5 protein-coding genes are annotated in these 5,607 nt (G+C 38.8%); all 5 read right to left on the bottom strand.

Translation table 11 applies throughout. The annotated features are described in order from the left end of the window. On the bottom strand, positions 1 to 2,481 hold a 2,481-nt coding region (locus tag ADH54_RS06015; RefSeq protein WP_049524411.1), incomplete at its 3' end, for a YSIRK-type signal peptide-containing protein. A gap of 468 nt (positions 2,482 to 2,949) precedes the next feature. After that, on the bottom strand, positions 2,950 to 3,342 hold the full coding sequence (locus tag ADH54_RS06010) for a YtxH domain-containing protein (protein WP_049524410.1): 393 nt from the start codon (positions 3,340 to 3,342) through the stop codon (positions 2,950 to 2,952). A 15-nt stretch (positions 3,343 to 3,357) separates the two neighbouring features. After that, on the bottom strand, positions 3,358 to 3,741 hold the full coding sequence (locus ADH54_RS06005) for a DUF948 domain-containing protein (protein ID WP_000895038.1): 384 nt from the start codon (positions 3,739 to 3,741) through the stop codon (positions 3,358 to 3,360). After that, positions 3,742 to 4,530: a prolipoprotein diacylglyceryl transferase gene (gene lgt / locus ADH54_RS06000; protein ID WP_049524409.1), complete on the bottom strand. Its 789-nt coding sequence runs from the start codon at positions 4,528 to 4,530 to the stop codon at positions 3,742 to 3,744. Beyond that, positions 4,523 to 5,458: an HPr(Ser) kinase/phosphatase gene (hprK, locus tag ADH54_RS05995; protein WP_049524408.1), complete on the bottom strand. Its 936-nt coding sequence runs from the start codon at positions 5,456 to 5,458 to the stop codon at positions 4,523 to 4,525. Before hprK ends, lgt begins: the two co-directional genes overlap by 8 nt. Positions 5,459 to 5,607 lie beyond the last annotated feature (149 nt).

The raw sequence follows: 5,607 nt of genomic DNA, 5'->3' as shown, positions 1-5,607 counted from the left end.
TTTAACAATTGTCTTACCTGCTGGGGTGACTACTGGGTTGCCAACGTGTTCTGTGATATGACCATCGTTTGAATCTACATCGTAAGTGATTGTAGTAACCGTTTTACCTTTTTTACCCTCAGTACGATGAGATGGTGTACCGAAGTTTTTTTCACCATCTCTAACATACTCAACTTCAGGTTCAATTGGCGTTTCTACTACTTTATCCTTCGCTCCCACTTTTACAACTCTAGCTATTGGTCTATATACGACTTCTGGTTCGACTTTTGATGGAATTAGGGTTCCATTTACTGGATTTACGCTATATGTTGTGGTGACTTTAGTTTTTCCTGCTTTCCCTGGAAATTGAACGGTATTAGTACCTTTTGGACTGTTCACATCTTTTAAATAAACTGGTGTGGGTTCAACTGAACTATACTCAACTATATCCCTCGCGCCACCTCTATTGACTACTTCTTCCTTCTCAGTCGAAGTAAGACTGCCAGTTTTTGAGTTTACTGTGTAGCTTGTTGTCTTCTTAACAACGTCGGCTCCTTTTTTAATGTATTCTACTTCATCCTTGGCTGCGACTTTGACAACTGTTTCTGTTGCCGGTTTCTTAACTACTGGTTGTCCTACATGTTCAATAAGATCTCCAGTGTTAGGATTGACACTATAAGTTGTTGTTACCGTCTGTTCTCCAGCTTTACCAGGTACTTCAACATTAGCTTGTTCTTTTTCGCGACTTTCATCTTTTACATAATTCTTAGGTGATGGGATTGCTGTTGTTTCTACTTTGTCCTTAGCTCCATCTTTCTTAAAGATTTCATCAGTTTTATTCTCAGTAATATTTCCTGTATCAGGATCCTTAATACTAACAGTTGTTAACTTAATGATGTCATTTCCGCGTTTACTATATACAACAGTTTCTCCAACTTTTTCTAAAGACTTAGCTGTAGTAATCTTAGGATTTTGAAAACCTATCCCATCTAAGGAAATTCGTTTCCCAGAAATAAACTCTGGTCGTCTATTAATCATATCGGCTTCAAAATAAGAACGGGAACTATGACCTCCTTTTGTATTTCCAACATTTATGACAACATCACTATCATTACTGACACTTTTTCTTATAGTAGAATCATTATTAACTATATAATGTGTCATTTTCCCAGACTTAGCTATGTTTTTACTATCTAAACCTTTTTGCCAAAACGCAGATGATGAGAACAGACCTGTCCTTACTTTTGGGGCATTAAAGGTTGTTCCTTTTTTTAAGACATTATTATAAAAGTTTCTATAAGCCCGCTGGTCTTTAGAAGACATGACTCTGCTGTCAGAATATGCCAACTGATAGGCTTCAACCATTGCCCGTTGTACTAAATATCCTCCTAAAGAGTGCCCTGTCAAATATAGATTGGTAATACTCTTATCTTTAGCCAGTTCCCACATGATATTTTCTGCATCGATCCCTTGTTGAGGATTGCTTCCTGTTCCCAGTGTTATATCAGCTCCTATATCTTTGGCATCACTTGTTCCACGAAAGGCTAATACTTGTGCAGTTCCATTTGGTAAATATGAGAAATCACTCTTTGTTTCATACAAGACAGCATCTAGTCCACTGGAGGTATGGTAGCTTTTCTTTCTTTTCCAATAAGGAGCTAATTCCTTATTCATCATCATATACTCATAACGTGGTCTAGTTTCACCATTCTTTTTATATAACTCTGACTCTGTTAAGGGTTTCTTATGATCCAGCACTCTATCAATATAATTATCATCACGGTAGGACAATTCCATGAACATAATCATATCGCGCTCGCTTACGTTCCATTTTAATTTTTCATCTGACTTTTCGTCACTATCAATAATACCATCACCATCAGTATCTTCTAGTAGCGGATGACTATTATATCCTACATACTTTTTCCCGCCTTTTTCATAAATATAAATTTCATCTTTATTACTTAGATAATCCTCATCTGTATAATCATTCGGCTTCAACTCAGGTCCATCTAGCAATAGGCTATCATACTTATCACCTTCTGAACCGATTAGTCCTGCTTTGATTTTTTTAGCATCTTCCTCAGTCAATTCATATTTTTTAATATCGGAAGAGGGAACTGATGCTGCTCTCACCGCTGGAGTGCTTGATCTGTCTTCACCCACCACGAAAGTCCTTGTGGTCAAACTATTATTTTCTGTATCCCCAGATGTCTCAAGTTCTGTAGTTCTTGTAGATATCATTGGAATATCTTTTGAAGATGGACTGGAAATATCTCCTCGATTCTCTAGCGAACTTTGAGCCTCTTCTTTTTTCTCCACAGTAGGGATCGAACTCTCCCTTTCAGAATTAGCCCCTATCTCTGTTACCAAATTATTTTCCGTAGAAGCCAAGACTCCTTGAGTCGGAGCAAACAAGGAAACTCCTATTAGTACAGAAGCCACTCCAACAGAAAACTTTCGAATCGAAAAACGTTGTCGCTTATTAAAAATATCTTTCATTTAATCAAATTTCTTTCTAACTATTTTTTATACACAATATAGAAAACGCTAACATTTTCTGTTAACAAAATCATAATTTTTTCATCTCATAAACTTTAGGAACTTTACTATACTTTAATCCGTCACATTTTAAATCCTTTCAATTTTTAAATAACTATTTCTTGTAATAGCTCAACCCAGTCACCCAGTTCATCAGGCGGGTTATTTAGGTTACGGACAGAAGCACTTATTTTAGACTACCAAACAACTCTGTAAAAAAGAACCAAGGTTATCTTTTCTCTTTTATCATCTAGGTCCACTTCCCCATCCGTATGATAATCAATAACCTGCTATTAAAATTTTACTACATTATGGAAGAAATCAAAATATTGCACGCTCTATACTGCCATTATATCACAAAGAGTTCATTAAAGGAAAAAAATAACCATTTCTTGATTTTATAAAAAACCAAGAAACGGTATACTGATTTTAATCTTCTTGAATCTCGATGACGATTTCTTGACCTTCTTGTTCTTCCACAACCACTTTTTCTTCCAGTTGTTCTTTGAGACTGTTCAAGATTTCTTTAGAAGCTTCTGTCGCTTGACGGGCACATGATTTGGCTTGAGCAAGGACACTGTCCACAGTGATTTCACCTGACTCTACCTGTTCTTTGGTTTTCAGAACAAAATCTGTAGCCTGCTCCTTAACTTCTGTCAGTTTTTCACAAACCTGCTCCTTGGCATACTCTGGATCTTCTCTCAAATCATCCAGAAAATCTTGAGCCTGACTGCAAACTTGTTTGCCCTTGTCGCTTGTTAAAAACAAGGCAAGAGCTGCACCTGAAACGGTTCCTAAAAGGATTGAGGATAGTTTACCCATAAGAATTCTCCTTTTTTATTTTTTGAAAAATTTACTTGCAAGACGAAGAGCTGACAAACTTGCACCAGTCTTGAGTGTTTTTGAACCTGCTGATGAAGCTTTCTTGCTCAAGACACGCGCATGATCATTGAGGTCTGAAACAGATAGAGATAAATCTGCAACAGCATTAAAGAGTGGATCAATTGTTGCCACCTTGACATTGATATCATCTGCCAAGACATTGACCTTAGCCAGCAATTCATTGGTATGATGCAAGGTCACATCCACATCTGAAGTCAAGGTTTTAATCGTCTTTTCTGTTTCATCAATCACACGTCCAAGCTTTTGTACAGTAATGATCAGATAGACCAAAAAGACAATCAAAGCTAGGGCAACAAGAATATATGCAACTTCTAACATTTAGTTTTCCTCCTCTGTAACATAGTAAGGGGCCTTCTTTCGATTTTGATATAGAATGATAAAAATACCGAGGCCGATAAGGACAACTGATAGCCATTGAGACACTCGAAGGCCAAAGAACATGAGGCTATCTGTCCGCATGCCTTCGATAACCATACGACCGAAACCATACCAAATCAAGTAGAAAGCAGTGATATGACCTCGTCTGAGGCTCTTCCATTTTCGTCTCAATATCAGAATCAAGGCAAATCCAAGTAAATTCCATAGAGACTCATAAAGGAAGGTCGGCTGACGGTAGCTCCCTTCAATATACATCTGGTCACGGATGAAGCCAGGTAGATAATCCAGATTATCCACTGCAGCCCCGTAGGCTTCTTGGTTAAAGAAATTGCCCCAACGTCCCAAACTTTGGGCAATCATGACGCTAGGCGCCGCGATGTCTAGAAAATCCCAAGTATTGATAAGTTTGCGATCAGCAAAGATATAGAGAACAAGAGCCCCTGTAATCAAACCACCGTAAATGGCCAAACCACCATTCCAAATGGCAAAAATCTCTCCTAAATTCTGACTATAGTAATCAAGACGGAAAATGACATAGTAGAGACGAGCTCCTAAAATAGCCAGAGGAAAGGCTACCAAGATAAAATCTAAAATATCGTCTGGTATGATCTTCTTTCTAGGCGCTTCTTTCATGGTCAAATAAACCGCAAGAATCAAACCTGTCACAATACACAGGGCATACCAACGAATGGCTAGAGGGCCTAGATGAATAGCAATTGGATCAAGCATTAGGCACCTCATTTCGAGCGATGAGATTTGTCAAGCGTTCTTCGAACAAACGCGTCGCATCAAAGCCCATTTCCTTGGCACGATAATTCATGGCAGCTGCCTCAATCACGACAGAAATATTACGACCTGTTTTAACTGGAATACGGATACGAGGAATAGCTACGCCAGAAATTTCTAATTCCTCTGGATTGTTGCCAAGACGATCAAAAGTTTTATGCGTGTCGTAATTTTCCAAATAGACAACAAGCTGAACCTGTGAAGAATCCTTGACAGCACTGGCACCGTAGAGACTCATAACATCGATAATCCCAACCCCACGAATTTCAATCAAGTGTTTCAAAATTTCAGCTGGTTCACCCCAGAGAGTAATCTCATCCTTGGCAAAGATATCGACCCGGTCATCGGCTACCAAGCGGTGACCACGTTTGACAAGCTCTAGACCTGTCTCACTCTTACCGATGCCACTATCACCCTGAATCAAGACACCCATTCCATAGATATCCATCAAGACTCCATGCACACTGGTACGTTCTGCCAAACGAGAATCCAGATAGCTAGATAACTCTCCAGACAAACGACTAGTAGCTGTACGGCTGGTTAAAATGGCAATCTTACATTCTCTGGCTGCCTTTAACATCTCCTCTGGAACCACCAAACCACGGGCAACAATGACCGCAGGTGTCTCAGGTAGAAACATTTTTTTCAAAACTTCATAACGGCTGTTGGAAGGCATGCTGATCAGATAAGACCACTCCTTCATCCCCAAAAGTTGAATCCGCTCTGGCGTGTAGTAGTCAAAATAACCTGTCATTTCAAGACCAGGTCGCGTAATATCCGCTGTATTGATTTCCTTTTCAAGCAATTCTGGTTCGCCATAGACAATGTCTAGTCTAAGCTTTTCAATCACTTCTTTTACTAAAACCGACATCATTTCCTCCTTCAATCGAGTTCTTTTTACTATTATATCAAATTGTAAGAGGATATTTGAGATTTTTGCAGGCTTTGGAGTATTTATTTATACTCAATGAAAATCAAAGAGCAAACTAGGAAACTAGCCGTAGGTTGCTCAAAGCACTG

This window comes from Streptococcus pseudopneumoniae (assembly GCF_001072315.1).
Classification (GTDB): Bacteria; Bacillota; Bacilli; order Lactobacillales; family Streptococcaceae; genus Streptococcus; species Streptococcus pseudopneumoniae_R.
Note: the sequence above shows the minus strand (reverse complement) of the source record. Positions and strands in the feature narration are given on the sequence as shown.

Coding starts and splice junctions, on each gene's coding strand:
- ADH54_RS06010 (WP_049524410.1), bottom strand. CDS start 3,342: ATGGGTAAACTATCCTCAATCCTTTTAGGAACCGTTTCAGGTGCAGCT.
- ADH54_RS06005 (WP_000895038.1), bottom strand. CDS start 3,741: ATGTTAGAAGTTGCATATATTCTTGTTGCCCTAGCTTTGATTGTCTTT.
- lgt (WP_049524409.1), bottom strand. CDS start 4,530: ATGCTTGATCCAATTGCTATTCATCTAGGCCCTCTAGCCATTCGTTGG.
- hprK (WP_049524408.1), bottom strand. CDS start 5,458: ATGTCGGTTTTAGTAAAAGAAGTGATTGAAAAGCTTAGACTAGACATT.